Annotated in this window: 21 protein-coding genes and 2 tRNA genes; 17 read left to right on the forward strand and 6 right to left on the reverse strand. The window is 69.6% G+C overall.

Annotated elements, in window-relative coordinates; all coding sequences use genetic code 11:
* The first annotated feature begins 136 nt into the window (after positions 1 to 136).
* Complete coding sequence (locus tag ACFYYH_RS07175) at positions 137 to 721, forward strand: biotin transporter BioY (protein WP_388547020.1); 585 nt, start codon at positions 137 to 139, stop codon at positions 719 to 721.
* Here ACFYYH_RS07175 and ACFYYH_RS07180 read toward each other — a convergent pair.
* On the reverse strand, positions 702 to 2,306 hold the full coding sequence (locus ACFYYH_RS07180) for an amino acid permease (protein WP_388547023.1): 1,605 nt from the start codon (positions 2,304 to 2,306) through the stop codon (positions 702 to 704). The two genes, ACFYYH_RS07175 and ACFYYH_RS07180, sit on opposite strands and share 20 nt — an antisense overlap.
* 116 nt (positions 2,307 to 2,422) lie before the next feature.
* Here ACFYYH_RS07180 and ACFYYH_RS07185 point away from each other — a divergent pair, with 116 nt between their 5' ends.
* The gene (locus ACFYYH_RS07185) at positions 2,423 to 2,911 is read left to right on the forward strand and encodes a ribose-5-phosphate isomerase (RefSeq protein ID WP_388547026.1); all 489 of its coding nucleotides are present in this window, start codon (positions 2,423 to 2,425) and stop codon (positions 2,909 to 2,911) included.
* A gap of 175 nt (positions 2,912 to 3,086) precedes the next feature.
* Positions 3,087 to 3,899, forward strand: coding sequence for an Fpg/Nei family DNA glycosylase (locus tag ACFYYH_RS07190; protein WP_388547028.1), 813 nt, complete (start codon positions 3,087 to 3,089; stop codon positions 3,897 to 3,899).
* Positions 3,900 to 3,951: 52 nt separating this feature from the next.
* On the opposite strand, the gene ACFYYH_RS07195 is transcribed toward ACFYYH_RS07190, so the two are convergent.
* Positions 3,952 to 5,187, reverse strand: a complete 1,236-nt coding sequence (locus tag ACFYYH_RS07195; RefSeq protein ID WP_388547030.1) for a GNAT family N-acetyltransferase — start codon at positions 5,185 to 5,187, stop codon at positions 3,952 to 3,954.
* A gap of 104 nt (positions 5,188 to 5,291) precedes the next feature.
* On the opposite strand from ACFYYH_RS07195, the gene ACFYYH_RS07200 reads away from it, so the two are divergent.
* A complete protein-coding gene (locus tag ACFYYH_RS07200; protein ID WP_388547275.1) occupies positions 5,292 to 6,437 on the forward strand; it encodes a PP2C family protein-serine/threonine phosphatase in 1,146 nt (381 codons plus the stop codon).
* A 166-nt stretch (positions 6,438 to 6,603) separates the two neighbouring features.
* Here the strand turns inward: ACFYYH_RS07200 and ACFYYH_RS07205 are convergent, their stop codons facing one another.
* On the reverse strand, positions 6,604 to 7,845 hold the full coding sequence (locus ACFYYH_RS07205) for a PP2C family protein-serine/threonine phosphatase (RefSeq protein WP_388547032.1): 1,242 nt from the start codon (positions 7,843 to 7,845) through the stop codon (positions 6,604 to 6,606).
* A gap of 129 nt (positions 7,846 to 7,974) precedes the next feature.
* Between ACFYYH_RS07205 and ACFYYH_RS07210 the strand changes: the two genes are divergently transcribed.
* The 3 genes from ACFYYH_RS07210 (at position 7,975) to ACFYYH_RS07220 (ending at position 11,071) form a co-directional block, all read left to right on the forward strand.
* Positions 7,975 to 8,577 carry a hypothetical protein gene (locus ACFYYH_RS07210; RefSeq protein WP_388547034.1) on the forward strand — a complete coding sequence of 201 codons (603 nt, stop codon included), beginning with the start codon at positions 7,975 to 7,977 and terminating at the stop codon, positions 8,575 to 8,577.
* Between the two features lie 136 nt (positions 8,578 to 8,713).
* Positions 8,714 to 9,181: a DUF1348 family protein gene (locus ACFYYH_RS07215; protein WP_388547037.1), complete on the forward strand. Its 468-nt coding sequence runs from the start codon at positions 8,714 to 8,716 to the stop codon at positions 9,179 to 9,181.
* Positions 9,182 to 10,636: 1,455 nt separating this feature from the next.
* A complete protein-coding gene (locus ACFYYH_RS07220; RefSeq protein WP_388547040.1) occupies positions 10,637 to 11,071 on the forward strand; it encodes an ATP-binding protein in 435 nt (144 codons plus the stop codon).
* Here ACFYYH_RS07220 and ACFYYH_RS07225 read toward each other — a convergent pair.
* Positions 11,057 to 12,265, reverse strand: coding sequence for a cation:proton antiporter (locus ACFYYH_RS07225; protein WP_388547043.1), 1,209 nt, complete (start codon positions 12,263 to 12,265; stop codon positions 11,057 to 11,059). The two genes, ACFYYH_RS07220 and ACFYYH_RS07225, sit on opposite strands and share 15 nt — an antisense overlap.
* 406 nt (positions 12,266 to 12,671) lie before the next feature.
* Between ACFYYH_RS07225 and ACFYYH_RS07230 the strand changes: the two genes are divergently transcribed.
* On the forward strand, positions 12,672 to 12,866 hold the full coding sequence (locus tag ACFYYH_RS07230) for a hypothetical protein (RefSeq protein WP_388547046.1): 195 nt from the start codon (positions 12,672 to 12,674) through the stop codon (positions 12,864 to 12,866).
* Positions 12,867 to 13,000: 134 nt separating this feature from the next.
* Here ACFYYH_RS07230 and ACFYYH_RS07235 read toward each other — a convergent pair.
* A tRNA-Gly gene (locus ACFYYH_RS07235) sits at positions 13,001 to 13,074 on the reverse strand.
* A gap of 129 nt (positions 13,075 to 13,203) precedes the next feature.
* Here ACFYYH_RS07235 and ACFYYH_RS07240 point away from each other — a divergent pair.
* From ACFYYH_RS07240 to clpX, 5 genes are all read left to right on the forward strand, one after another.
* Positions 13,204 to 13,280, forward strand: a tRNA-Pro gene (locus tag ACFYYH_RS07240).
* A gap of 177 nt (positions 13,281 to 13,457) precedes the next feature.
* Positions 13,458 to 14,909, forward strand: coding sequence for a trigger factor (gene tig / locus ACFYYH_RS07245; RefSeq protein ID WP_388547049.1), 1,452 nt, complete (start codon positions 13,458 to 13,460; stop codon positions 14,907 to 14,909).
* A 402-nt stretch (positions 14,910 to 15,311) separates the two neighbouring features.
* Positions 15,312 to 15,917, forward strand: coding sequence for an ATP-dependent Clp protease proteolytic subunit (locus ACFYYH_RS07250; protein ID WP_388547277.1), 606 nt, complete (start codon positions 15,312 to 15,314; stop codon positions 15,915 to 15,917).
* Between the two features lie 56 nt (positions 15,918 to 15,973).
* A complete protein-coding gene (locus tag ACFYYH_RS07255; protein ID WP_388547051.1) occupies positions 15,974 to 16,684 on the forward strand; it encodes an ATP-dependent Clp protease proteolytic subunit in 711 nt (236 codons plus the stop codon).
* 190 nt (positions 16,685 to 16,874) lie between these two features.
* Positions 16,875 to 18,167 carry an ATP-dependent Clp protease ATP-binding subunit ClpX gene (gene clpX / locus ACFYYH_RS07260; protein ID WP_066949776.1) on the forward strand — a complete coding sequence of 431 codons (1,293 nt, stop codon included), beginning with the start codon at positions 16,875 to 16,877 and terminating at the stop codon, positions 18,165 to 18,167.
* A 77-nt stretch (positions 18,168 to 18,244) separates the two neighbouring features.
* On the opposite strand, the gene ACFYYH_RS07265 is transcribed toward clpX, so the two are convergent.
* Positions 18,245 to 19,231, reverse strand: coding sequence for a hypothetical protein (locus tag ACFYYH_RS07265; protein WP_388547054.1), 987 nt, complete (start codon positions 19,229 to 19,231; stop codon positions 18,245 to 18,247).
* Positions 19,232 to 19,367: 136 nt separating this feature from the next.
* On the opposite strand from ACFYYH_RS07265, the gene ACFYYH_RS07270 reads away from it, so the two are divergent.
* The 4 genes from ACFYYH_RS07270 to ndk all read left to right on the forward strand — a co-directional run bounded on the left by ACFYYH_RS07270 (position 19,368) and on the right by ndk (position 24,592).
* Positions 19,368 to 21,989: a valine--tRNA ligase gene (locus ACFYYH_RS07270; protein WP_388547057.1), complete on the forward strand. Its 2,622-nt coding sequence runs from the start codon at positions 19,368 to 19,370 to the stop codon at positions 21,987 to 21,989.
* Positions 21,990 to 22,177: 188 nt separating this feature from the next.
* A complete protein-coding gene (locus ACFYYH_RS07275) occupies positions 22,178 to 23,692 on the forward strand; it encodes a bifunctional folylpolyglutamate synthase/dihydrofolate synthase (protein ID WP_388547060.1) in 1,515 nt (504 codons plus the stop codon).
* A gap of 5 nt (positions 23,693 to 23,697) precedes the next feature.
* The gene (locus tag ACFYYH_RS07280; RefSeq protein ID WP_388547063.1) at positions 23,698 to 24,114 is read left to right on the forward strand and encodes a DUF4233 domain-containing protein; all 417 of its coding nucleotides are present in this window, start codon (positions 23,698 to 23,700) and stop codon (positions 24,112 to 24,114) included.
* Between the two features lie 64 nt (positions 24,115 to 24,178).
* Positions 24,179 to 24,592 carry a nucleoside-diphosphate kinase gene (ndk, locus tag ACFYYH_RS07285; RefSeq protein WP_388547066.1) on the forward strand — a complete coding sequence of 138 codons (414 nt, stop codon included), beginning with the start codon at positions 24,179 to 24,181 and terminating at the stop codon, positions 24,590 to 24,592.
* Positions 24,593 to 24,693 lie beyond the last annotated feature (101 nt).

Genomic DNA, 24,693 nt, shown 5'->3' on the forward strand with positions numbered 1-24,693 from the left:
TCACCTGTGCGGGGTGGCACGATGTGCCGCCCCGACAAGCCCCTGACCTTCGCTTTGTGGACGGTCGACGGAGAAATGGCACGAACCGGTGGGTTACCGTCGGGCTGTCCCGACCATCCTCGACCGCGGAGTCCCCATGACCACTGCTGCCGCAGCCCCCCGTACCGGAGCGGTCCTCGCCGATCTGCTTCCCGCCACCCGCGCCCGGGACATCGCCCTGGTCCTCGGGGGCGCCGTGCTCACCGGCCTCGCGGCGCAGATATCCGTACCGGTCCCCGGCTCCCCGGTCCCCGTCACCGGGCAGACCTTCGCCGCGCTGCTCGTCGGCACGTCTCTCGGCGCGCGCCGGGGCTTTCTCTCGCTCGCGGTCTACGCGCTGGTCGGCTCGGCCGGCATGCCGTGGTTCTCGGCCGGCTCCTCCGGCCCCGGCGGTGCCTCCTTCGGCTATGTCCTCGGCATGCTGCTCGCCGCCACGGTGGTGGGCGCGCTGGCCCGCCGTGGCGGCGACCGTTCCGTGCTCCGCACGGCGGGGACGATGGTGGTGGGCTCCGTGATCATCTACGCGGTCGGCGTCCCCTACCTGGCCGTTTACGCCGGGATGTCACCCGGTGCCGCGATCTCGGCGGGTCTGGTGCCCTTCCTGCTCGGTGACGCGCTGAAGGCGGCGCTGGCGATGGGCGCGCTGCCCGCCGTCTGGAAGCTCATCGGCCGTCGCGGCTGACGCCGTCCGGGCCGACGCGGTCGTGTCCGACGCCGGGGCCGGCGTCCGTTCCGGCTCCGGCCCTCCCGGCTCCGGTACCGGCACCCGCCTCGGCACTCCCGGCGCCGATACCCGCTCCGGCGGCCGCCGGTGTCCGCCGCCCGCGTGACTCCCGTACCAGCGCGATCCCCACCACGACCGCCGCCACCAGCAGCGACAGCAGCACCTGCTCGCGCGCGTCGTCGTCCGTGAGCATATAGACGAGCACGAACAAGATCATCGCGATCGTCGCCCAGGTCAGATACGGGAAGAGCCACATCCGTACGACCAGTTTCCCGGGCGACTCGCGCAGGATGATCCCGCGCATCCTGAGCTGGGTGCAGCAGATGACCAGCCAGACGAACAGCGCCACCGCGCCCGACGAGTTGAGCAGGAACGCGAAGACCGTGTCCGGCCAGCGGTAGTTGAAGAAGACGGCGACGAAGCCGAACAGGACGGACGACAGGATCGCCGCCCTCGGCACACCCCGCGCGCTCGTCCGCGCGAAGGCCCGGGGCGCGTCACCGCGCCGGCCGAGCGAGAACGCCATCCGGGACGCGGTGTACAGACCGGAGTTGAGACAGGACAGCACGGCCGTCAGCACGATCACGTTCATGACCTGCCCGGCGTGCGGGATGCCGATCGAGTTCAGGGCCGCGACATACGAGCCGTCCTTGACGATCGACGGATCGTTCCAGGGAAGCAGCGTCAGCACGACGAAGATCGAGCCCAGATAGAAGACGGCGATCCGCCAGATCACACTGTTGGTCGCCTTGGAGACGGCCCGCTGCGGATCGGCGGACTCCCCGGCGGCGAGCGTGACGATCTCGCTGCCCATGAACGAGAAGACGACCATCAGCACACCGGTCAGGATCGCGCCTGGCCCCTCGGGCAGGAAGCCGCCGGTGTCCGTGAGATGGGCGAAACCCGCGCCGGGGTTGTCGGAGCCGGGCAGCAGCCCGAACACCGCCAGCAGACCGATGACGACGAACGCGCCGATCGCCACCACCTTGATCCCGGCGAACCAGAACTCGAACTCCCCGTACGACGCCACGGAGGCGAGGTTCGTGGCCGTCAGCACCACCATCACGATCAGGGCCCAGGCCCACTGCGGTACGGCCGGGATCCAGCCCTCCAGGATCTGCGCGCCCGCGGTCGCCTCCACGGCGAGCACCACGACCCAGAAGAACCAGTAGAGCCAGCCGATCGAGAACCCCGCCCAGTGGCCCAGCGCGCGGTCCGCGTACGCCGAGAAGGAGCCGGACGTCGGCTGCGCCGCGGCCATCTCGCCGAGCATCCGCATCACGAGGACGACCATCAGGCCGACCAGCGCGTAGGACAGCAGGATGGCGGGTCCCGCGGCGGCGATCCCGGCTCCGGAGCCGACGAAGAGCCCGGCGCCGATCACCCCGCCGATCGCGATCATGGACAGATGGCGGTTCTTGAGTCCGGCCCGGAGGCCGTCCCCGTCGCCGGGGCCGGCGGAACCGCTGGAGGAGGGGGAGTGAGGATTCCCAGGCTCGCCGGGGTCTCCGTCTGCCTTTATGGGGGATGGCAGTGAGGTCATTCATCAATCCTTATGCAAGCCGTCGACGCGGATCGTTTCTCCGGAGGCCGTGGCACCGTGCCACGGCCACGACCCCGCTGACCGCTACCCACCGTCCCGCGTGCCACACTCGGACCATGCGCGTGTATCTCGGTTCCGACCATGCCGGCTTCGAACTCAAGAACCACCTCGTCGAATGGCTCACCGCACACGGTCATGAGCCCGTCGACTGCGGTCCGCACATCTATGACGCCGAGGACGACTACCCGCCGTTCTGCCTGCGCGCCGCCGAGCGCACGGCCGCGGACCCGGACAGCCTCGGCATCGTCATCGGCGGTTCCGGCAACGGCGAGCAGATCGCCGCGAACAAGGTCAAGGGCGTACGGGCGGTGCTCGCCTGGAGCGAGCAGACGGCGGCCCTCGGGCGCGAGCACAACAACGCGAACGTGATCTCCGTCGGCGGCCGTATGCACAGCCGCGACGAAGCCGTCTCGTTCGTCGAGGTGTTCCTCAAGACGCCGTACTCGGGCGCGGAGCGGCACGCCCGCCGGATCGAGATGCTCACGGAGTACGAGGCGACGCACGAACTGCCCCCGATCCCGGCCCACCACCCGCGCCAGGACTGAACGGACCGCGTGCCGCCGGGCGGATTCCGGCGGCACAGCCATGCCCCGGGCCGCGCCGAAGCCCCGGCCCCCGTGCCCGGCGGGCCCCCCACGCCGATCCGCGCACCCGTCAGACCCGTACCGACAAGCTGTACAAGCACCCGTACAAGCGCCCGACCGACAAGCAGGAGAAACCGTGCCCGAGGGGCATACGATCCACCGCCTCGCCGAGGACCATCTCGACCGCTTCGGTGGCGGCGCGGTACGGGTCACCAGCCCGCAGGGGAAGTTCTCCGACAGCGCGGCCCTGCTCGACGGCCGGGTCCTGGAGGACGTGGACGCCCACGGCAAACACCTCTTCCTCGGCTTCGGCGAGGACACCGGCTGGGTCCACATCCATCTCGGGCTCTTCGGCAAGGTCGGCTTCGGCGACGCGCCCGCCCCGCCGCCCACGGACACCGTCCGGCTCCGGATCGCCTCCGGCACGGCGTACATGGATCTGCGCGGCCCCACCACCTGCGCCCTGATCACCGCCCCCGAGAAGCAGGCGATACACGACCGCCTCGGCCCCGACCCGCTGCGCCCGGCCGACGACGGGGAGAAGGCCTGGGCCCGTGTCTCCCGCTCCCGTACGACCGTCGCCGCCCTGCTGATGGACCAGAAGGTGATCGCGGGCGTCGGCAACGTCTACCGCGCGGAGGTCCTCTTCCGCCACGGCATCGACCCGTACCGCGCGGGCAAGGACCTCACCCGCAGCGAGTGGGACGCGGTCTGGACGGATCTGGTGGCGCTGATGCGCGAGGGCGTACGCCACAACCGCATCGACACCGTCCGCCCCGAACACACCCCCGAGGCGATGAACCGCCCCCCGCGCGTGGACGACCACGGCGGGGAGGTCTACGTCTACCGCCGTGCCCGGCAGCCCTGTCATCTCTGCGCCACCGAGATCCGCACGGCCCCCCTGGCCGCCCGCAATCTCTTCTGGTGCCCCACCTGCCAGCGGCGTTAGCAGGGCCTGGACCCTGCCCTCGGACGCGCGGGCGTCAAAGGTCCTGTCCGGTTCAGAAGCCGTGGGGGAGCCAGGGCAGGGGGTCCGACCCGAAGGCCGTGGAGGCCTCCGCCAGGGTGCCGGGACGGGCTTCGCGGACCCGGCCCGCCAGGGCCAGGGAGGTCAGGGAGATCCCGCCCAGATAGGCCGCCCCGAGTTCGGTGGCCGAGAGGACGAGATCGGGTTCCTCGGCGGTGCGCTTGCAGGACGCGCCCTTGGCATCGCCGGTCAGCCGCCAACGGCCCTCGTTCCAGGGACAGAAGGCGTCCTCCACCTCCAGCACCACATCGACGGGGGTGCGGTACGCACGGGCCTCCAGCGCGGCCCCCACCTCCACCAGCCGTACATACAGCGAGTCCCGCAGGGTCAGACGGCAGCGGCGCACGTCGGAGACGAGGTGCTGAAGCGGGTCGTCCACCGGCCGGTTGCGGACGCTGAGCGTCGAGGTCAGGTCGATCTCGGCGAGGAAGCGCCAGAGCGACGCGTAGGTCACCGGGTCCATCGCGTACAGATCCTGGAGCTCGATCGTCCCCTTCGGACCCGACGCGTCCCATTCGGGGAGGTTCCTGAAGAGTGTGAATCCCACCACCTCACCGTCCCGCTCCGCCAGGACGCACTGGAGCGGCGACGCCCCACCGGTCGCCTTCTCACCGTCGACCACCGGCAGCCGCTCCCAGCCCGGCCGGCGCGCGAGCATCCCCGGGCGGACGGCGACCTCCGCCGCGTACACCGCCTCGCAGGCCTTCCGTACGGCCGGATCGTGCGGCTTCACCCGGCGCAGCCGTACCTTCTCCGCCCCCTCGGGCACCGAGATCCGCACCCGCGCCGTGTCGATCTCCGCCCTCAGCTCCCGCGTCGCGGCGCCATATCCGTACCGCCCGTAGATCGCCGGCTCGGACGCCGTCAACACGGCGAGTGATTCTCCCCACGTCCGTACGTCGTCGAGCTGGCGGCGCATCATCGAGGTGAGCGTCCCGCGCCGGCGGTGGGTCGCCGCGACGCTCACCATCGTGATCCCGGCCGTGGGTACCAGCGCGCCACCGGGCACCGCGAGCCGGAAGCTGAACGCCCCGGCCGTGCCGACGCATTGGTCCCCGTCCCACACCCCGATCGAGCGCTCGCACTCGGTCAGCGACTCCATCAGCGCGCGCTTCTCCGGCGTCTCCACGACACCGCCGAAGGCGACTTCCAGCGCCCCGTACCAGCGGTCCCACTCGGTCGGCCTCAGTACCCGGAGATCAGTAGTCATATGCCATCAGTACCAGGGGGATGTCGACGAAGCGACCCGATTTCGAACGCAATGTCATGGGGTCCCCCTGCACGGCCCACGAGCGGATCGATAGGGTCCACACGATGGCCGGTGTCGCGCGAGCGGAGTCGCATTCGGCCCGGTTGCGCAGGAAGCTGCACCGGGCCCGCAACGGCGTGCGCAAATCCGGCGTCGACTACTTCCGCGGGGACGGCTCCGACTGGATCGCCCTCGCCGGTCTGCTGCTGACGATTCCGGCCATCGCGCTCACCACGATCGCCGTCCCCGTCTGGTGCTCGCCCTCCGCGCTCGTCCTGCCGATCGTGGCCGGCGGGCTGCTTCTGCGGCCCTCCAGCCTGCTCAGCCTGTACGCCGCGGCGGCGGCCGCGCTGATCGTCGAGTCGATGGTCCTCGGCCCGTACCCGGGCGGGCCCGCGCGGGTCACCCCCGGCACGGTCCTGGTGGTGGCCGCCTGCGGTCTGTTCGGACTGCTGATCGCCCAGTTCAGAGCGCGGGTCGGCGTGCCCTGGCGGCGCGGCGGCACCATGCTCTTCGACCTGCGCGAACGCATCCGGGTGCAGAGCGCCCTGCCCCGACTGCCCAAGGGGTGGCACCGCGAGATGGCGCTGCGCCCGGCGGGCGGCCAGTCCTTCTCCGGCGACTTCGTCGTGGCGGCCCGTACGAACGGCGGGCGCACCCTCGAAGTCGTCCTCACCGATGTCTCCGGCAAGGGCATGGACGCGGGCTCCCGCGCGCTGCTGCTCTCCGGCGCCTTCGGCGGACTGCTCGGCTCGCTCCCGCCGCACGGATTCCTTCCCGCCGCCAACGGCTATCTGCTGCGCCAGGACTGGGACGAGGGCTTCGCCACCTCCATCCATCTCGTCCTCGACCTCGACTCGGGCGACTACGAACTGCTCTCCGCCGGCCATCTGCCCGCACTCCAGCTCCACGCGGGCAGCGGCCGGTGGGAGGAGAAGTCGGGCGAGGGACCGCTGCTCGGGGTCTACGACGGGGCGCAGTTCGACTCGGCCAAGGGCTCGCTGCGGCCGGGCGATGTGCTGATGCTCTTCACGGACGGTCTGGTGGAGGCCCCGGGCCGCGATCTCGGCGAGGGCATCGACCGGCTGACGGGCGAGGCCGACCGCTATGTGGCACCGGGTTTCCAGGGCGCCGCGTGGCACCTGATCGAGGCGGTGGCGAAGGATGTGAACGACGACCGCGCGCTGCTCCTGATCTGCCGCGAGGCCTGACGCAAGGAGTCCGCCCCCACGGGTGGCCGGATTTACCAGGAGGCCTCCTGGGCGCCCTGGGCGCGGTCCAGCGCCGCTGGGAACGGGGCCCGGTGGGCCGGGGTGTTCCGGGTCGTCCTGGGCGTTCCACGAGGCCACAGTGACCTCGGAGCCGCCGCCCGGACGTTCACGCGATGGTGGCCAGGTGGTCCGCGGTGCCGCCGCGCCACTCGATGAGGAAGAGCGTCGCGTCGTCGCTGGTGCGACCGCCCCGTTCCCTCTTCAGCGCGTGGGAGATGGCACGGACGACCGCGCGTACCCCTTCCCCGGTGCGCTCGATGCGGTTGACACAGTCGATGAGCTGCCTCTCGCCGAACGGCTCCGCGCCGGCCTCGTGCTCCTCGATGAGACCGTCGGTGAAGCACAACACCCGGTCACCGCGTTCCAGTTGCTGCTCGGTCACCAGGGGATCGGCGCCGCCGAAGCCGACCGGCAGGGTCGTCGGGCTCTCCAGTTGCTGGATCACCCTGTGGCCGCGGATCAGCAGCGGGGCCGGGTGGCCCGCGTTGACCCACTGAAGATGGCCCGTCGAGATGTCCAGGGACATCATCTGCGCGGTGACGAAGTGGTCGGGGCCGAACTGTTCCGCGATGGCCTTGTCCATGAACGCGTACATCCCGGCGAGGCCGATGTCGGAGCGCCTGGCGTGCCGGTAGGCGCCGATGGCGACCGTCGCCATCGTGGCGGCGTCCAGACCGTGTCCCATCGCGTCGATCATGGCCACATGCAGCGTGTCGTCGTTGAGCGCGTAGTCGAAGCTGTCGCCCGCCACCTCGTACGCGGGCTCCAGGATCCCGGCCACCTCGGCCTGCGGGCAGGACATCGTCAGCGGAGGCAGCAGCGACCACTGGATCTCCGCGGCCACGCCCATCGGCGCGCGGCGCCGGGCCTGGAAGAACCGGTCGGTGTAGGTGTCCTTGGTGACGATCATGTCCGCCACCAGACCCGCGAGCCGTCGCAGCAGCCGTCGGTCGTCGTCATCGACGGAGTCCAGGGTCAGGGCCATCACCCCGACCTGGTCGCTGCCGTCCAGCAGCGGCAGATACATCCGTACGCCGTCGCTCTGCCGTACCTCGATCGTGACCCCGCGCAGGAAGGCCGCTCCGGCGGGCGAGTCGTTCACCGACTCGGGCTCCCCGACGGTCAGCCCCCTTCCCGGCAGGGGCACCAGGACCAGTTGTTCGTAGTCCTGGAGGAGGATCGAGATGTCACGGCCGCCGACACTGGTCACCTCTTCCGCGATGAGCGGGGCGATGAGCTGGGGCGCCATCTGATGGGCCCGGTCCAGCAACACGCCGAGGAGCCGCTCACCGAATCCCTCGGACCGGTCCACATCGGCTTTCCCGGGCTGCCGCTCGCTCTTCGCCATAGTTGCCCACTCCACCACATCAGGCACATTTCCTCTCGGACGACCCGTCAGGGGACACACGGATGACAGGGAGGCGCTCGCCCCGGGGGGCGCTGGTTGACGCACAGGTTTATCCGTCATACTTCGGCCGTGGAGCAGCGCACAGGTCCGTTCACCCCGCCCGTGCACGCCGTCGGAAACGATCCGGCGTTCATCCCCGGGCTGATGTCGTCGTCCTCTTCAGAGCCTCTGCCGGAGGCGGAGGAGGGCGTCCCGAAGCAGGCGGCCGCGGCGGCCGAGGAGCCGCCCGCCGACGCCTCCGTGCCGAGCGTGCCGGCCGACGCCGTGGAGGAGTGGCCCGCCGTACCGGACGACGGCCCGGTCTTCGAGGCCGCCGACCACCGCGGCGCGATCATCGCCGACCAGGGCGGGATCATCCTGCGGCTGGACGGCGAGGAGGCCCGGTTCCGCTGGGACGAGATCGGCGCGGTGGAGATCGTGACCACGCGGTTCAGCCGCTGGTTCACCATCAGGGTCTATGTCAGCAGCCGCCGTTGGTACGACGGTGATGTCATCGCGTCCTCCCGGCAGCGGGTCAAGGAGTGGACGGCGGCACTGGACGCGGTCCTGGACGCCCGCTTCGAGGAGCACGCCGACCCCGAGGGCGCTGACGGCGCTGACGATCCCGAGACCGCCGAGGGCTCCGCCGGTTCCGGTGGCGTGGAAGAGCCGGGATCCATCACCAAGCCCTAGCGGGACCGGCCGCCCAGCAAAAGCCCTAAAATCGGTCAAGCCGGATATAGCATGCCTCCGAGTCCGGCAATCACCGCGCCCCTGTGCGAGCGGGGGAGCCTCGTCGCGCGTCGGCGGGCACGATTCAGGAGGCGACATGGCTGCTAAACCCCCGGTCCCGCCGTTCACCCGCGAGAGCGCCATCCAGAAGGTCCGAGGCGCCGAGGACGCCTGGAACACCCGCGATCCCGAGCAGGTCTCCCTCGCCTACTCGACGAACTCGCACTGGCGCAACCGTGTGGAGTTCATCGAGGGACGGCAGGACATCGTCTCGTTCCTGACGCGCAAGTGGCAGCGGGAACTGGAGTACCGGCTCATCAAGGAGCTGTGGTCGTTCGACGGCAACCACATCGCGGTCCGGTTCGCCTACGAGTGCCACGACGACTCCGGGAACTGGTTCCGCTCCTACGGCAACGAGAACTGGGAGTTCGACGACGACGGCCTCATGCGCCGACGGCTCGCGTGCATCAACGACCTCCCCATCGAGGAGTCGGAACGCAAATACCACTGGCCGCTGGGCCGCCGCCCCGACGATCACCCGAGCCTGAGTGACCTGGGCCTCTGACGGCTTGGCGCGGAGGCGCTGCGACTGTCAGTTGGGGGAGGGGGGCCGGGGTGGGCCGGGTGGTTTCGTCTCGGGTGGGGGCCGCCCCTCAAGGTCTGAGTTTCGCGACTCCGGGCCGGGCGTCAAGGGCGCTCCTTCGTCGCGTCGGCAAGCCGATGACCTCCGGTCACCCTTGACCCCCGCCCCTCCGTCGCAACTGCGGCTTTGCGGGAGGGGCGGCCCGGGGGAAGGGGTCCCCGGGGGAGATCCGTAGCTGTCCGGTCGTCTCCCGGCCTGCGGACCCATGGGCCCTGCGGGGCACGCGGCAGTGGAATGGGGCTTCCGGGCTCTGCTCAGCGTCTGCCCGTCGTCTGTCGGTGGAGGCACAAGCTGGTGTCTGTGCTGAGTGGGCGGTGGGGCGGGTGTGTCTGACGGGGCGTGTGTGGGCCTGCGGAAGGCCGGCCTGTGTTCGGAGATCCGCTGAACCGGACTCCTGACACATGACCACCCCGCCGAGCCCTCAACCCCACACGCAAAAGGGACATCGGCGGCATTGGCGCGCCACCCTCCGGGGCCTGCCCGTGGATCGCGTCGAACGACGCCCTCCGGACGTCTCTTGCGTCCTACTGACGCGAGAGACGTCTCACCGGGCTTGGGCGGGGCGGAACGACCGCCCGGAACTCGGGGAGTCACGTGGTCACAGATCTCGGACACGGTCCTGAACCTCGACAGACAGCGGACGGTCCGGCGCCGATCCGGTGCCGTCACCGCTCCATTCCACTGCCGCGTGCCCCGCAGGGCCCGCGGGTCCGCAGGCGGCAGAGGCCCTCCGCCGTCTACGGATCTCCCCCGGGGACCCCTTCCCCCGGGCCGCCCCTCCCACGAAGCCGCAGTTGCGACGGAGGGGCGGGGGTCAAGGGTGACCGGAGGTCATCGGCTTGCCGACGCGACGAAGGAGCGCCCTTGACGCCCGGCCCGGAGTCGCGAAACTCAGACCTTGAGGGGCGGCCCCCACCCGAGACGAAACCACCCGGCCCACCCCGACAGCCCCGACCACCTGTGGGAAGACTCCCGCGGCGGTGACGAACAGGAGGGGGCGACGGCGAAGGCGAAGGGCAGGGCCCGAGGGGTCTTCGCGTCGCGTACGGCGGCGACGGCGGCGACGCCGGCGACGGCCTCCATGCCCTGCCGTAACCACGGTGGAAGTTGGCTCTTCAGCGCCAGGAGGCAACAGCCGTGTGGATGTCCCTCACGTCCCCACCGTCTCCAGCGCCGCGTCGACCGCCTCCGAAAATGGCGTGGTCGGTACCTTGCGCGCCGTCTCGACAGCCTCCAACGTCACGGAGCGTTCCGATCGTTCCGTAGCCGAGAGTAGTTGCGCCATCGCAGTCTTGCGGGGTGAATTCCACAATCCATCCCCGCCGACCAGGAGTTAGCGTGCAGACGAGCGCCGAGTACCCACCCACGTGCTATGGCATGAGTTTTACTGTCGGTGAGCACTCGGCCCGTCATTTGCGTCGCATCGTGCGCACGTATCTCTGTGCCTGGAACCTCGAAGAGCTGTGTGACGCGGCCGAGTTGGCGCTCACCGAACTGCTCGCGAACGTGGTCCGGCATGTGCCGGGGCGGGGGTGCGCCGTGCTGTTCGTGTGGCGGCCGGGCGCTCTGCGCGTCGAGGTGACGGACAGGGCGCCCGGCGTGCCCCGTGTGAAGCAGCCGACCTCGGCCGGGGAGGCCGCCGGGGGGACCGCCGGGGCGCCGGACGATGAACTCGCCGAGGGCGGGCGGGGGTTGCTGCTGGTCGAGGCCGTGAGCGACCGGTGGGGCGTGACGCCGCTGGCGAGTGGCGGGAAGACGGTCTGGTTCGAGTGCGTGGCGAAGGTGGAGACGCCGGAGTCAGCTCGTCGCTGACGCCTCCTTCAGGCGGGCGGGTCCGTCGTCCCTCCCGCCGCCCTCGTCGTCGCCCCGGCCGCCGCCCGGCAGGATGCGGGCCAGCCAGTGCGAGCGGCCGGCGGCCAGGGGGCCGAGTACGGCCAGGATCAGCACGTACCCCGCGATGAACGGAGCGAGCCGCGCGTCGAGGCTCGCTCCGGCCGCCATGGTGGCGAGGATCAGCGCGAACTCGCCGCGTGCGAGCAGCGTGGTCGAGATGTTCGCCGCCGGGCCCGCTCCGAAGCCGAAGACCTTGGCGGCCGAGAGGCCCGCCAGGACGTTCATGACCAGGGTCACGGCGACGGCGGCGAGCACCGGCCAGAGCACGGTCGGCAGGTCACCCGGGTTGATCGACAGACCGAAGGCGAAGAAGAAGATCGCGCCGAAGGCGTCGCGCAGGGGGTGGACGAGTTTGCGTATCCGGTCGCCCGAGGTCGTACCGCCGAGCATCAGGCCGACCATGAACGCGCCGATGGCGTCCGCGACCCCGAACCACTCGGAGACGCCCGCCACGAAGACCGCGATGCCGAGGAAGGAGATGACGAGCAGCTCGTCGTCCTTGGTGGCGATGAACCGGCCCACCAGCCGGGTGCCGTAGCGCGCCGCGGCCGCGAGGGCCAGCAGGAAGCCGAAGGCCTTTCCGCCGTCGACCACCGCTGCCGCGAGGCTGTCGGCGCCCGACAGGATCGGTTGCAGCGCCGCGAGGTAGAGGGCCAGGAAGATGTCCTCGACCACGATGATGCCGAGGATCGGCTTGGTCTCGGGGTTGCCGATACGGCCGAGGTCGACCAGGACCTTGGTGACGATGGCGGACGAGGAGATGCCGAGCACACCGGCCAGCACCAGCGCCTCGCTGGTGCCCCAGCCGAGCGCGAAGCCGAAGGCGAGTCCGGCACCGACGTTCAGGACCAGATAGGTGCCGCCGGCGAGGGCCATCTTCCGGCCGCCCGCCTTGAGGTCGTCCAGATGGAATTCGAGGCCCAGGTAGAAGAGGAGCAGGACCAGACCCAGGGCGGAGAGCATCTCCAGGTCGTGCGGGTCGGAGACCAGCACGATTCCGGGGGTGTGGGGGCCGAGGAGGATCCCGGCCAGGATGAACAGGGGGATCGTGGGCAGCTCGATACGGCTGCCCAGCCGGGCGAGTACGGCGGCGGCGAGGAAGGCGCCGCCCATGGCTATGAGCGTCTCTGCGTGTCCGATGGGATCGTTCCTCCGTCATCGAGTCAAGGAAGCGTCAAGAACTCGTCAGTAATTAGTTTACCAAACGATTTACTGAGCAACCTTTGGCGCCGGAGGGCGCGGGTTGACGGGCGATGGCCGGGTCGGCATCGGCGTGTCGGCCACTGCGGGCCATGGGGTGATTTGTCCGGAGGGAAGCTCTGAGCTGGCCCTCAGGGTGACGGACGGGGTGGTACGGGCGCGGCGCGCCGGGCGCGTGAATGGCGTGATCCCGACGGTGAGGAAGCGTCACCCGGCCACACCCGTACGGCGGTTGATGGCACCATGGTCCAGCGGGTGTGAGGTGCCGCGCGGCTCCCGCGCGGCAGGCTAGGCGGACCGACCGAGGGTGTGATCAGTTGTGGCCATTTCGCTGTCTGTGGTGCTTCTCTTGGCGATCATCATGGTGGTGTTGATCCGCGGTGGTTCCCTCAAGGGGGGCCCGGCCGTCGTGGCGATCCTCTTCGGGTTCTTCCTCGCGTCCACGAACATCGCGCCGTCGGTGAACCGGTTCCTCAACTCGATAGCCGACACCATCAACCAGATCAGCTTCTAGCGCCCGCGCCCCCCGCGCGACCGGCGCGCGGCGCGCGGTGGAAGTGATCGCACGCGACCGCGGGGCAGGTGTACAGGTCCGTGAACGCCACCGGCCCGACCGGTGGCATACGCACACGGTCGGGCCGGAGGTGGTGGAGCGGGCGACGGGAATCGAACCCGCGTAGCTAGTTTGGAAGACTAGGGCTCTACCATTGAGCTACGCCCGCGCAGCGTGTGCCGTGGACCCTGGGGCTCGCGGCACGGACAACATCGTAGCGGGTCCTGACTGTTCGCCGCACACCTGGCGAAGAGGCCGACGTGGCGCCCCCGGGCATGTACCCTACGTGTCGCACCGACGGGGTGTGGCGCAGCTTGGTAGCGCGTCCGCTTTGGGAGCGGAAGGTCGTCGGTTCGAATCCGGCCACCCCGACCATTCACGCAGGACCGCGGCACCGGATCGCATTGTGGGGGCCTTCCCGCTTGCGGTTACTATGCAAGCTGCGTGCCCGTGTGTCTGAAGAGTCTCTGATGAGCCGGGCCGATCCGCTGGGCCGCCGGAGAGCGGCGGACACAGCAGAACCCCAGAATCAGCCACCAAGGAGACCGAACCGTGAAGAGCGCCGTGGAGACCCTGAACCCGACTCGGGTTCGGCTCACTGTCGAGGTGCCCTTCGAGGAGCTCAAGGACAGCCTCGACGCGGCGTACAAGAAGATCAACCAGCAGGTCACGGTGAAGGGCTTCCGCAAGGGCAAGATCCCGGCCCGGATCATCGACCAGCGGTTCGGGCGTGGTGCTGTGCTGGAGGAGGCCGTCAACGACGCCCTCCCGAAGTTCTACACCGACGCGGTCAACGAGGGTGAGCTGAATGTCCTCGGCCAGCCCGACGTCGACATCACCGAGCTGAAGGACGGCGAGCTGCTCGCCTTCACCGCCGAGGTGGACGTCCGCCCGGTCATCGAGATCCCGGACTACTCCGGCATCGAGGTCACCGTCGACGCCGTCGAGGTCACCGAGGAGGACGTGGACAAGGCCGTCGAGGCCCTCCGCGACCGCTTCGCCTCCACCAACCCGGTCGAGCGCGCCGCCGCCGAGGGCGATGTCGTGACGATCGACCTGGAGGCCAAGGTCGACGGCGAGATCCTGCCCGACGGTGTCGCCGACGGCGTGCAGTACACCATCGGCTCCGGCGAGCTGCTCGACGGCATCGACGAGGCCGTCACCGGTCTGGAGGCCGGCGGTGAGGCCACCTTCACCTCCGAGCTGAAGGGCGGCACCGCCGAGGGCAAGGAGGCCCAGGTCTCCGTCAAGGTGACCCAGGTCGCCGCGCGTGAGCTGCCCGAGCTGGACGACGACTTCGCGCAGATGGCCAGCGAGTTCGACACGCTGGAGGAGCTGCGCGCGGACAGCCGCAAGCGCCTGGAGAACAACCGCCAGTACGACCAGGCCACCCAGGCCCAGGAGCGGGTCCTGGAGGAGCTGCTGAAGCTCGCCGAGGTGCCGATCCCCGAGAAGCTGCTCGCGGACGAGATCAACACCCGTAAGCACAACCTGGAGCACCACCAGCTCGGCCAGATGGGACTCGACCTCGCGAAGTACCTGGAGATCCAGGGCAAGACCGAGGAGGAGTTCGAGGCCGAGACCAAGGAGCAGGCCGAGAAGGGCATCAGGACCCAGTTCATCCTGGACGAGCTGGTCAACAAGGAGAAGCTGAACGTCAACCAGGAGGAGCTGACCGAGCACCTCATGCGGCGCGCACAGTCCTCCGGGATGTCCCCCGACGAGTTCGCCAAGGCGGTCGTCGAGGGCGGCCAGGTGCCGATGCTCGTGGGCGAGGTCGCGCGCGGCAAGGCGCTCGCCGTGGTGGTCGAGTCCGCCAAGGTGACCGACACCAACGGTGAGCTGGTCGACCTGAACGACGACGATGACGAGGCGGCCGACGAGACCGACGCCGCCGAGGGTGCCGCGACGACCGAGGCCGCCGCCGAGGAGCAGGGCGACACCGAGACCAAGGCCGAGGCCGCCGAGACCGCCGAGAGCAAGGACGGCAAGACCGAGGCCTGAGCCGTCCCGCCAGGACCGGCTCCCGTCGGACCGGGTCTCCTCGGACCGGCCGTCCCGCGCCCGCGCCGGGCCGCGACGCCGGACACGCCGTCGGCTCCGACGGACCGGGCGGTGCCGAGACCGCTCCGTACACCGCTCTGAACGCCAGGAAGGGCCCCGGACGCACCACGCGACCCCGGGGCCCTTCCCGTCGGGGCGCGGCCCGCACGGAGCCGTACGGAGCCGCGCGCCCTTCAACTACCTTGCGCTCCCAGCGAACAGCCACGGAACCGGGATGGCGCCCGCCGACCAGCGCGTTAGGGTCCATGAATACGAGGGCTGGGGAGTCTCCCGTCCCCGGTACGAAGACGCTGAGACGGCCAAAGCCGTCAGAGACGAGCAGGTGTATACGTGACGAATCTGATGCCTTACGCCGCCGGTGAGCCGTCCCTCGGTGGTGGCCTCGGCGACCAGGTCTACAGCCGGCTGCTCGGAGAGCGGATCATCTTCCTCGGCCAGCAGGTCGACGACGACATCGCGAACAAGATCACGGCGCAGCTCCTCCTCCTCGCGGCCGAGCCCGAGAAGGACATCTTCCTTTACATCAACAGCCCCGGTGGGTCCGTGACGGCAGGCATGGCCGTCTACGACACCATGCAGTACATCCCGAACGACGTGGTGACCATCGGTATGGGTCTCGCCGCCTCGATGGGCCAGTTCCTGCTGACCGGTGGCACGGCGGGCAAGCGCTTCGCGCTGCCGCACACCGACATCCTCATGCACCAGGGCTCCGCCGGCCTCGGCGGCACCGCCTCCGACATCAAGATCCAGGCCGAGCAGCTCCTCCGTACGAAGAAGCGCATGGCTGAGATCACCGCCCGCCACTCCGGCCAGACCGTCGAGGCGATCATCCGCGACGGTGACCGCGACCGCTGGTACACGGCGGCGGAGGCCAAGGAGTACGGCCTCATCGACGAGATCATCTCCGCCGCTTCGGGCGTTCCGGGCGGCGGCGGCACCGGGGCCTGAGCACCGTCGCCCCGCGTCAGCCGCACCCGCCGCATCAGCCCACCGAACGCCACAGGATGGTGAACACCCACATGAACAACTACTCCGCGAGCCACTCGGCGAGCGCCTCCGCCGGCCACTCCGCGAGCGGCCTCTACACCGGCCCGCAGGTGGACAACCGTTACGTCGTCCCGCGCTTCGTGGAGCGCACCTCGCAGGGTGTGCGTGAGTACGACCCGTACGCGAAGCTCTTCGAGGAGCGAGTGATCTTCCTCGGTGTGCAGATCGACGACGCCTCCGCCAACGACGTCATGGCGCAGCTCCTGTGCCTGGAGTCGATGGACCCCGACCGGGACATCTCGATCTACATCAACAGCCCCGGTGGTTCGATGACGGCCCTCACGGCCATCTACGACACCATGCAGTTCGTGAAGCCCGACATCCAGACCGTGTGCATGGGCCAGGCCGCCTCCGCCGCCGCCGTCCTGCTCGCCGCGGGGACCGCCGGCAAGCGGCTCGCCCTGCCCAACGCGCGCGTGCTGATCCACCAGCCGTCCAGCCAGACCGGCCGTGAGCAGCTCTCCGACCTGGAGATCGCGGCCAACGAGATCCTCCGGATGCGTGCCCAGCTCGAAGAGATGCTGGCCAAGCACTCCACCACGCCGATCGAGAAGGTCCGCGACGACATCGAGCGTGACAAGATCCTCACCGCCGAGGACGCGCTCGCGTACGGCCTGGTCGACCAGATCGTGTCGACCCGCAAGACCACGGCCGCTGCGGCCGCCTGACACACCCGGCGCCCTTGGCGCGGTGCGCGCATGAGCCCCGTGGGATCCCCGAAGAGACCGTGACGAGATCCCACGACCATGTGAACCGCGCCAAGGGGGGCCCGAACGGGGGCCCGAGCAAGGTACCGTCGGATATGAGGCACAGGAGCCGCTGAACCAAGGCTGCTCCCAGGCGAAGGGGAAGCACCTCGTGGCACGCATCGGTGATGGCGGCGATCTGCTCAAGTGCTCGTTCTGCGGGAAGAGCCAGAAGCAGGTGAAGAAGCTCATCGCGGGTCCCGGTGTGTACATCTGCGACGAGTGCATCGATCTCTGCAACGAGATCATCGAGGAGGAGCTCGCGGAGACCTCCGAGGTGCGGTGGGAGGAACTGCCCAAGCCGCGCGAGATCTACGAGTTCCTCGAGGGGTACGTCGTCGGTCAGGAGCCCGCCAAGAAGGCCCTCTCGGTGGCGGTGTACAACCACTACAAGCGAGTGCAGGCCGGGGAGACCGGTGGCGCGTCCGGACGCGAGGACGCGATCGAGCTGGCGAAGTCGAACATCCTGCTGCTGGGCCCGACCGGCTCCGGCAAGACGCTCCTCGCCCAGACGCTCGCCCGCATGCTGAACGTACCGTTCGCCATCGCGGACGCGACGGCGCTTACGGAGGCCGGCTATGTCGGCGAGGACGTCGAGAACATCCTGCTGAAGCTGATCCAGGCGGCCGACTACGACGTCAAGAAGGCCGAGACCGGGATCATCTACATCGACGAGATCGACAAGGTCGCCCGCAAGAGCGAGAACCCGTCGATCACGCGTGACGTGTCGGGCGAAGGTGTCCAGCAGGCGTTGCTGAAGATCCTGGAGGGCACGACGGCCTCCGTACCGCCGCAGGGCGGACGCAAGCACCCGCACCAGGAGTTCATCCAGATCGACACGACGAACGTGCTCTTCATCGTGGGCGGCGCCTTCGCCGGCCTGGAGAAGATCATCGAGTCGCGGGCGGGCGCCAAGGGGATCGGCTTCGGGGCGACGATCCGCTCCAAGCGCGAGATCGAGGCGAGCGACCAGTTCCAGGAGGTCATGCCGGAGGACCTGGTGAAGTTCGGGATGATCCCGGAGTTCATCGGCCGGCTGCCCGTGCTGACCTCCGTCCACAACCTGGACCGCGAGGCGCTGCTCCAGATCCTGGTCGAGCCGCGCAACGCGCTGGTGAAGCAGTATCAGCGGCTCTTCGAACTCGACGGCGTGGAGCTGGACTTCGACCGCCCGGCGCTGGAGGCCATCGCCGACCAGGCGATCCTGCGCGGCACGGGCGCGCGTGGTCTGCGCGCCATCCTCGAAGAGGTGCTCCAGTCGGTGATGTACGAGGTCCCGTCCCGCAAGGACGTGGCCCGGGTCGTCATCACGGCCGAGGTCGTCCGGGACAACGTGAACCCGACGCTGGTGCCGAGGGAGCCGAGGATCGTGAAGAACGACGGCCGCCACGAGAAGTCGGCGTAACGGCCACCACGACACACAGGGGCGCCCGGCCAGTCGGACTGGCCGGGCGCCCCTGTGGGTTGGGTCCGTGGTGCGGGTCAGAGTTTGACGCGGACGTCGTTGCGGACCTGGGCGGCGAGCGTGGCCGCGTCCTCCAGTGAGGTGGCCTTGCCGGTGGCCAGTTGGGACAGGTCGATCGAGAGCACATAGACGACGGTGCTGTGGTCGGCCCAGATGCAGGTCGGGAAGGACGAGGTCTTCCCGCCGTCCGTGATCTTGGCCTCCTGGCACTTCATGACACCGTTCGCGAACCCGGCGGGGGTGAACTCCTCCGGGCTGCCGACCAGTTCGCCCTCGCCGGACTTGTCCTGGGAGGCGTCCGCCTTCATCTTGGCGAACAGCGAGTCGACGACCTTCTCCGGATCGTCGATCTCGCCGTAGACACCGCTGAAGCTGAGCTGCTTGCCCGTCAGGCTGTCACCACTGGCGGCGGAGGAGTAGCCCGCGCCGACGTCCTTGGCGTTCTTCACGCCCCAGCTCTCGATGTCCTTGAGGTCGCTCTCGGACATGCCGGTGTCCCCGGCGCTGCCGGAGTCGACCTTCTTGTACGTGCCGTCGATGATCGCCGCGGGGGTCGTCAGCTTGTGCGGGCCGTCGTCCGCGATCGAGCCACCGCCGCCGCCCGAGGTCAGGAGGTACGCGCCGCCGGCTATCACCGCGAGCGCGACGACGACACCGATGATCAGGCCGGTCTTCTTCTTGGGCGCAGGGCCCGGGGGAGGGGGCGGGTACTGGCCGCCGCCGTACGGGCCGGGCTGCTGCGGGGGCCCGCCGTACGGGCCCGGCTGCTGACCGTACGGACCGGGCTGCGGCGGATAGCCGTACCCGGGCGGCGTTCCGGGCGGCGGCGGGCCCTGCGGAGGCCCCTGCGGCGGCACGCCCTGGGGGGCCTGCGGATAACCGTAGCCGGGCTGCGGCGGCCCCTGCGGCGGCTGCTGGCCGTACGGGCCGGGCTGCGGCGGACCGTACGGTCCCGGCTGCTGGGGCGGCTGGCCGCCGTACGGGCCCGGCTGGTGGTAACTCATCTGCTCTGTCCCCTCCGGAAACTTATGCGTTTCGAACATCCTGACGGACAGGACAGTGACCTGGGCCACCCGGGGGCGCTCCGTTACCGAACAATCCCGTTTCAGTACGCGTCCGTGACACCTCTAAACTGACCCCGTGACCGAGAACACTCAGCAGCAGCCAGTCAGCGACCCCGAACTGCCGACCCAGTACGTGCCGGCCGAGGTGGAGGGGAAGCTGTATGAGCGCTGGGTAGAGCGCGGTTACTTCGAGGCGGACGAGAAGAGCGACAAAGAGCCGTACACGATCGTCATCCCGCCGCCGAATGTCACGGGCAGCCTGCACCTCGGGCACGCTTTCGAGCACACGCTCATCGACGCCGTCACCCGGCGCAAGCGCATGCAGGGCTACGAGACTCTGTGGCAGCCCGGCATGGACCACGCGGGTATCGCCACGCAGAACGTGGTCGAGCGTGAACTCGGCAGGGAAGGGAAGTCCCGGCACGACCTGGGGCGCGAGGCGTTCGTCGAGCGTGTCTGGCAGTGGAAGAACGAGTCCGGGGGGCAGATCTCCGGGCAGATGAAGCGGCTCGGGGACGGCGTCGCCTGGTCTCGCGAGCGCTTCACCATGGACGAGGGCCTGTCCAAGGCCGTTCAGACGATCTTCAAGAAGCTCTACGACGACGAACTGATCTACCGCGCCGAGCGCATCATCAACTGGTGTCCGCGCTGTCTCACCGCGATCTCCGACATCGAGGTGGAGTACCAGGAGGACGACGGCGAGCTGGTCTCGCTCAAGTACGGCGACGGTGAGGACTCCGTCGTTGTCGCGACCACCCGCGCCGAGACGATGCTCGGTGACACGGCCGTCGCCGTCCACCCCGACGACGAGCGGTACGCACATCTCGTCGGCAGGCGGATCAGGCTGCCGCTCACCGACCGCACGATCCCGGTCGTCGCGGACACGCATGTCGACCCCGAGTTCGGTACGGGCGCGGTCAAGGTGACCCCGGCGCACGACCCGAACGACTTCGAGATCGGTCAGCGGCACGGCCTGCCGAACATCACCGTCATGGACGAGCGCGCGGTGATCACCGTGCCGGGTCCCTTCGAGGGACTCGACCGGATGGAGGCGCGCAGCGCCATCGTCGCCGCGCTGCGGGCCGAGGGCCGGATCGTCGCCGAGAAGCGTCCGTACACGCACTCCGTCGGACACTGCTCGCGCTGCAAGACGACGATCGAGCCGCGGCTGTCGCTCCAGTGGTGGGTCAAGGTCGAGCCGCTGGCCAAGGCCGCCGGTGACGCCGTCCGTGACGGGCGGGTCGACATTCACCCCAAGGAGATGGAGTCCCGCTACTTCGGCTGGGTCGATAACCTCCACGACTGGTGCATCTCGCGCCAGCTCTGGTGGGGCCACCGCATCCCGGTCTGGTACGGCCCGAACGGCGAGACCGTGTGTGTCGGACCGGACGACGAGGCGCCCACGGGCGAGGGCTGGCGGCAGGACTCGGACGTCCTGGACACCTGGTTCTCGTCCGGCCTGTGGCCGTTCTCCACTCTGGGCTGGCCCGAACAGACCCCGAGTCTGGAGAAGTTCTATCCGAACTCGATTCTGGTCACCGGGTACGACATCCTCTTCTTCTGGGTCGCCCGGATGATGATGTTCGGTCTGTACGCGATGGACGGCACGCCGCCGTTCCACACGATCGTCCTGCACGGCATGGTCCGCGACCAGTTCGGCAAGAAGATGTCGAAGTCCTTCGGCAACGCGGTCAATCCGCTCGACTGGATGGACAAGTACGGTTCGGACGCGGTCCGGTTCACCCTGGCCCGCGGCGCCAATCCGGGCGTCGACGTGCCGATCGGTGAGGACTGGGTCCAGGGTTCCCGGAACTTCGCCAACAAGATCTGGAACGCCACACGCTTCGCGATGATGAACGGTGCGACCGTCGAGGGCGGGCTGCCCGAGGCGGCCGATCTCTCCGCCGCCGACCGGTGGATCCTGTCGCGGCTCAACACCGTGGTCTCGGAGGTCGACGCGCTCTACGAGGACTACCAGTTCGCGAAGCTCTCGGACACGCTGTTCCACTTCGCCTGGGACGAGGTCTTCGACTGGTACGTCGAGCTCTCCAAGACCACCTTCTTCGAGGGCGGCGCGCAGGCGCGGGTCTCCGGGCGGGTGCTGGGCGAGGTCCTCGATGTGATGCTGCGGCTGCTGCACCCCGTGGTCCCGTTCGTCACGGAGACCCTGTGGACGACGCTCACCGGCAAGGAGTCGGTCGTCATCGCGGACTGGCCGGTCGACAGCGGGTTCCGTGACCCGGAGGCCGAGCGGGAGATCGGCCATCTCCAGCAGGTGATCACCGAGGTCCGGCGGTTCCGGGCCGACCAGGGGCTTCAGCCGGGTCAGAAGGTGCCGGCGCGGCTGGATCTGTCGGGTACGTCGCTGGCGGCGCACGAGGCGGCCATCCGCCAGCTTCTGCGGCTCCAGCCGGAGGGCGAGTCCTTCCACGCGACGGCGACGCTGCCGGTCGCGGGGGCGAGGGTGGCGCTGGACCTGTCGGGCACGATCGACGTCGAGGCGGAGCGCAAGCGTCTGACGAAGGACCTCGGCGCGGCTCAGAAGGAGAAGGCGCAGGCGGAGGCGAAGCTCGGCAACGAGGCGTTCCTCGCGAAGGCGCCGGACCAGGTGGTCGAGAAGATCCGGGTCCGCCTGTCCAAGGCGGAGGCCGACATCGAGCGCATCACGGCGCAGGTCGCGGCCCTGCCCCAGGGCTGACCCCCGGGTCCGTCCCCCGGCGCGCCCGCCGCGACCGCCGCGTTTTCCGGGACCCCCGGCCCCTCACGGGCCGGGGGTCCCGCCCTGTCCCGGGGACGGGACGGGGACGGCGGACAGGACGGGGACGGAGCGGCGACGGGGCGGGACGGGTGGGAGGGGGCGCGGGGCGGGCTCCGTAGACTGTGGGTGTGAGCGAGCAGCGTCCATTCGACCAGCCCGGTGAGCACGACGATTTCGATGAGATCATCGCCGCCGAGACCGACCGCGACCCCGACCTGGCGGTGATCGAGGCCGGCAGCCGTACGCTGCGCGCCCAGGCCGGGCCCGCGCAGGGGGACGGGGTTCCGGGGCGGCCCGAGGACCCCGAGACGGACAAGGCGCTGCGCGCCGTGGAGCAGGAGCTGGCCGGGCGCTGGGGCGAGACGAAGCTCGACCCGTCGCTGACCCGGATCGCCGCGCTGATGGATGTGCTGGGGGACCCGCAGCGCTCGTATCCCTCGATCCACATCACCGGGACCAACGGCAAGACGTCCACGGCCCGCATGATCGAGGCGCTGCTCGGCGCGTTCGATCTGCGCACCGGCCGGTACACCAGCCCGCACGTCCAGTCGATCACCGAGCGGATCAGTCTGGACGGCGCCCCGGTCACGGCCGAGCGGTTCATCGAGACGTACGAGGACATCAAGCCGTATGTCGAGATGGTCGACGGCACGCAGGAGCACCGGCTCTCCTTCTTCGAGGTGCTGACGGGCATGGCGTACGCGGCGTTCGCGGACGCGCCGGTGGATGTCGCCGTGGTCGAGGTCGGTATGGGCGGGAGCTGGGACGCGACGAATGTCATCGACGCGGCCGTCGCCGTGGTCACCCCGATCGATCTGGACCACACGGACCGGCTCGGCGGCACACCCGGTGAGATCTCCGTGGAGAAGTCCGGGATCATCAAGCAGGGCGCGACGGTGATCCTGGCCCAGCAGCCGGTGGACGCGGCGCAGGTGATGCTCAAGAAGTCCGTCGATGTGGACGCGACGGTCGCCCGTGAGGGCATGGAGTTCGGTGTCGTGGCCCGGGAGGTGGCGGTCGGCGGGCAGTTGCTGACCCTGCGCGGCCTCGGCGGCGAGTACGAACAGGTCTTCCTTCCGCTGTACGGCGCCCATCAGGCGCACAACGCGGCGGTGGCGCTCGCCGCGGTCGAGGCGTTCTTCGGGGTGGGCGCCCAACAGGCGAATCCGTTGGACATGGAGACCGTCCGCAAGGCGTTCGCCTCGGTCTCCTCGCCGGGCCGGCTCGAAGTCGTACGCCGTTCGCCCACGGTGGTGCTGGACGCCGCGCACAATCCGGCGGGGGCCCGTGCCGCCGCGGAGGCCGTCACCGAGTCCTTCGGCTTCAGCCGGCTGATCGGTGTGGTGGGCGCGAGCGAGGGCAAGGACGTGCGCGGGGTGCTGGAGGCGCTGGAGCCGATCTGCGCGGAGCTGGTCGTGACCCAGAATTCGAGCTACCGCGCGATGGACGCGGACGAGCTGGCCGCCGTGGCGGTCGAGGTCTTCGGCGACGACCGGGTGCAGGTCGAGCCGCGTCTCGACGACGCGCTGGAGGCGGCGGTCACGCTCGCGGAGGACGAGTCGGAGTTCGCGGGGGCCGGGGTGCTGGTGACCGGTTCGGTGATCACGGTCGGCGAGGCCCGGCTGCTGCTGAGGAGGGGCTGAATCCCATGCGTACGCTCTGCGCTTCGACGCTGATCGCCGAGATCTTCGTGATCGGTTTCGCCGGTCTGGTCGCGATGAAGTCGGACGATCTGTCGGTGGGGACGGTCTGGACGGTCTGCGGTGTCGCGATGGTGCTGTGTCTGCTGCTGTGCGGGATGATCACCCGTCCCGGCGGTGTGCAGCTCGGCTGGGCGCTCCAGATCGCGTTGATCGCCAGTGGTGTCGTGGTGCCCGCGATGTTCGCGCTGGGCGCGATCTTCGCGGCCCTGTGGTGGGCGTCGGTGCACTACGGGCGGGTGATCGACCAGGCCAAGGCGCGCTGGGCCGCACAGGCCGAGGCGGCGGAGGCCGAAGGAGCGGCCGGGGGAGCGGCCCAGGAGCGGGCCCCGGGGCAGGCCTCGGCAGAGGCTGACGCTGTGTAATCGAGGCGGGCCGGGCCCTGTAGCCTCTGAGGTCCTGCATCCCGCACAAGAAGGAGCCTGTACCGTGACCGAGCGCACTCTCGTCCTCCTGAAGCCCGATGCCGTCAGGCGCGGGCTGATCGGCGAGATCATCGGCCGTATCGAGCGCAAGGCGGGATGGACCATCACCGCTCTTGAGCTGCGCACGCTCGACCAGGAGACGCTGGAGCAGCACTACGGCGAGCACAAGGGCCGGCCCTTCTACGAGCCGCTGCTCGGTTTCATGGCGTCGGGTCCGGTCGTCGCTCTGGTCGTCGAGGGCGAGCGGGTCATCGCGGGTGTGCGTGCCCTCGCGGGGCCGACTGACCCGATCGCCGCAGCGCCGGGCTCCATCCGGGGGGACTTCGGCACCATTGTCCGGGAGAACCTGATCCACGCCTCGGACTCCGAGGAGTCCGCCATTCGGGAACTGAAGATTTTCTTCCCGGGACTTTCCTGACCTCCAGTCAGCCGATCGGCGCTGACGGCCCGAGGCGACCGAAGGAATTCGGTCGCCTTTGGGCATATGCGGGGCAATTCCGGGAACGCATCGGGCCGACT

The sequence above is a fragment of the Streptomyces sp. NPDC002018 genome (assembly GCF_042890865.1).
Lineage (GTDB): Bacteria > Actinomycetota > Actinomycetes > Streptomycetales > Streptomycetaceae > Streptomyces.

Coding starts and splice junctions, on each gene's coding strand:
- ACFYYH_RS07175 (WP_388547020.1), top strand. CDS start 137: ATGACCACTGCTGCCGCAGCCCCCCGTACCGGAGCGGTCCTCGCCGAT.
- ACFYYH_RS07180 (WP_388547023.1), bottom strand. CDS start 2,306: ATGACCTCACTGCCATCCCCCATAAAGGCAGACGGAGACCCCGGCGAG.
- ACFYYH_RS07185 (WP_388547026.1), top strand. CDS start 2,423: ATGCGCGTGTATCTCGGTTCCGACCATGCCGGCTTCGAACTCAAGAAC.
- ACFYYH_RS07195 (WP_388547030.1), bottom strand. CDS start 5,187: ATGACTACTGATCTCCGGGTACTGAGGCCGACCGAGTGGGACCGCTGG.
- ACFYYH_RS07200 (WP_388547275.1), top strand. CDS start 5,292: ATGGCCGGTGTCGCGCGAGCGGAGTCGCATTCGGCCCGGTTGCGCAGG.
- ACFYYH_RS07205 (WP_388547032.1), bottom strand. CDS start 7,845: ATGGCGAAGAGCGAGCGGCAGCCCGGGAAAGCCGATGTGGACCGGTCC.
- ACFYYH_RS07215 (WP_388547037.1), top strand. CDS start 8,714: ATGGCTGCTAAACCCCCGGTCCCGCCGTTCACCCGCGAGAGCGCCATC.
- ACFYYH_RS07220 (WP_388547040.1), top strand. CDS start 10,637: ATGAGTTTTACTGTCGGTGAGCACTCGGCCCGTCATTTGCGTCGCATC.
- ACFYYH_RS07225 (WP_388547043.1), bottom strand. CDS start 12,265: ATGGGCGGCGCCTTCCTCGCCGCCGCCGTACTCGCCCGGCTGGGCAGC.
- ACFYYH_RS07250 (WP_388547277.1), top strand. CDS start 15,312: ATGCCTTACGCCGCCGGTGAGCCGTCCCTCGGTGGTGGCCTCGGCGAC.
- ACFYYH_RS07255 (WP_388547051.1), top strand. CDS start 15,974: ATGGTGAACACCCACATGAACAACTACTCCGCGAGCCACTCGGCGAGC.
- ACFYYH_RS07265 (WP_388547054.1), bottom strand. CDS start 19,231: ATGAGTTACCACCAGCCGGGCCCGTACGGCGGCCAGCCGCCCCAGCAG.
- ACFYYH_RS07280 (WP_388547063.1), top strand. CDS start 23,698: ATGCGTACGCTCTGCGCTTCGACGCTGATCGCCGAGATCTTCGTGATC.